The organism is Iodobacter sp., assembly GCF_025352645.1.
Classification (GTDB): Bacteria; Pseudomonadota; Gammaproteobacteria; order Burkholderiales; family Chitinibacteraceae; genus Iodobacter.
Genome location: NZ_JANXSO010000137.1, coordinates 1 through 2,396, shown reverse-complemented (window position 1 = coordinate 2,396; position 2,396 = coordinate 1). Strand labels below are relative to the sequence as shown.

Here is a 2,396-nt window from a genome sequence, read left to right as displayed (position 1 = left end):
GCGGGGGCAACTTCCGCTTTTTTAAGCTGGGCCAGTGGCATGCCCGATGCAGGATCTAGCCCCTTTGCTTTAGCTAGTTTGGCGATCAGTTCATCGCTCGGTTTTTCAGGGGCAACTTTAGCCTGGTATTCCTTCAGCCACTGAAATGTGCCGTCCCATTTGGGCAGTTTGGCCGGTGGCAATGGCACGATTTGATCGAGTTCAGGGACTTTGGGGTTAGCAAAATAATAAGCGGTTAGCATATCGCCAATGGCTTCGTAGCGCTTTGAGCGCTCATCGTCTTTTTCAAGAGCAAGGTAGTCCAATGGGTCATCAGGGGGGGGGGCTTTAAAAGCATTTTCTAACGTTGATGCCGTCAGATTATTACCTGCAAACACACCAAGCTGAAAAGCTTTGATGGATTCAGAATACAAGCCTTTTCCCTGTAAGTTAATACCTAGAGCATTGGCAGCTTCCCCATGGCCCTGTTCCGCAGCACACTGTCGCATTTGACGGGCGACATCTGGTGCAATATCAATCGGAGCCAGTTTGTCCCCGACATAATATTGCGCATCTGGATTGCCTAAATCAGCCGCTTTGCGGAAATAGCGCAAAGCCAGCTCAGGGTCTTTTTTAATCCCTGCACTGCCGTTTTTGATGTAGAGGCCCATTAGGAAATAGCCTGCAGGAATATTGGTTTTGATTAACTCCTCCGCCCAATCGGCCATTTCGGTGGAGCTGCCATGTAAATAGCGGCGCATCATGCCGTTTTGTAAATTAATACTGGCTTTATAATGGCCATTGGCCGTGGCAATTCGATAGAGGCGTTCTATTTCAGCAAACACACCTTCATCTTGTTTTTGAGTATTATATTTTTCTAAAAATCGGGCGTAATTAAATAAGATATCGGCCTCGGCGGGCAAGGCGGGTAAATGGTCTTTTTCGTATGCACAAGTAAAGGCCAGCTTAGCTTTGACATCATCCAGATTATCCAATTTTCTTTCCTTAAAATCATTGCCACAGGCGGTAAGCGCAAAAGTACAAATCAAGAGTAAGCGGGTCAACATATTTAATCCTGATCACTAAGTGTTGGATCGTCACGGTAAAATTCGACTAGTGAGGCGATAGGTGGCTTATGCTCGCTTTGTGCATCTTTATTTCTATTAATTAGTTTTTCCCATGCTTTAAATGCTTTTACTGGATCATCCTGCGCGCCCATTCCCTTGGTATGCAGCGCCCATAAATCACGGCGCATTTTTTTTGTAACGCTGCCTGCTTCATGGGCGATATTCAATTCGCTATCGACTTCCATGCTGCGCACATTGATATTGGCTGAGCCATGGGTGGTAAAGACATCATTGATAATCATCAGCTTGCTGTGGATATAAACGGGTGTCCATGGCGTCCAAGTTGGCTGAGGAGCGGGTGGCAGACTGCCTACCGGACGTGGCACGGGTCTTTCACCTTGTGAGCTTGCGCCATTGCGGTAAGTGCCGTAGGCATCTGGCAGAGTGGATGCTTTCATGGATGAATCCGGCGCGACCAGCGTACACACCACCACCTTTAGCCCCGTTCTTGATTCGGGATGTACGCTGTAATCCGGGTCTTTTAATTCTGCTTGTTTTTTTTCTAACTCGGCAGTTTTTTGTTTGGCGGCTTCCAGTTCTTGATTGGCCTGCTGGCGCTCGGCATCGAGTGCTTTTTGGGCTTTTTTGCCCGTGCTGCTGTTCGGGTTAAGGCCTAAGTTAGTTCGGCTGGCGTTATTGTTTTTTATTTGCGCAAGATGTTGCTGGATTCTGGCCTGCTGTAATGCTTTTTCAGTATCGTCCAGCCTCATTTGCTTAGTGACGCCGGGGATATTGTCTGCTTTGCCTAGGCTATCCATCATTTTATAGGTATTGACCGTGCCTGGCCCCACGCCCTCGTCACTGGAATTGGTCACCACAAATAGATGAACAGGCGGATATTTGCCCGCATCGCTACCATGCTCTTCTTTGCTTTTAGCTAAATTGGCGGCAACGTCTTTGATTTTTTCTGCTAGTTTTGTCCAGCGAAAATATTGATTTTCTAGATAAATAAAGCCAAGTGAATTGTTTACGGTTTGCATATACAGCTTTTCAATATCACGGATGGGCTTTTTACTCTGTGATTGTGTGCGTAATATTTGCGCCATTAGCAGTGCGCCTGTGCCATCTGGCCGAGGGCATAGCTTTGCGCCAGCCTCTTTGGCCTTGCGCAAACCCATTAAATTTTCGCCGGTTTCTTTTTGCCAAGCTGTTGCAAAGTTATGATGTAAATGTTCCAAAATCGGGCCATTCACTTTTGATGAAATATCTTGGCGGGGTTTGCTGCCATTGGCCCCCAAGTTACCTTTAAAACGCTGAATACTATGCGCGTTAGTATCCCAGTATTCGTCA

The 2,396-nt window shown here is 46.9% G+C and carries 1 protein-coding gene and 1 pseudogene; both read right to left on the bottom strand.

Going from position 1 to position 2,396, the window contains the following annotated elements:
• On the bottom strand, window positions 1–1,046 hold a 1,046-nt coding region (locus tag Q0R17_RS15645), incomplete at its 3' end, for a sel1 repeat family protein (protein WP_293936475.1).
• 2 nt (window positions 1,047–1,048) lie between these two features.
• Window positions 1,049–2,396 (bottom strand): annotated as a pseudogene (locus Q0R17_RS15640) (hypothetical protein); the annotation flags it as partial.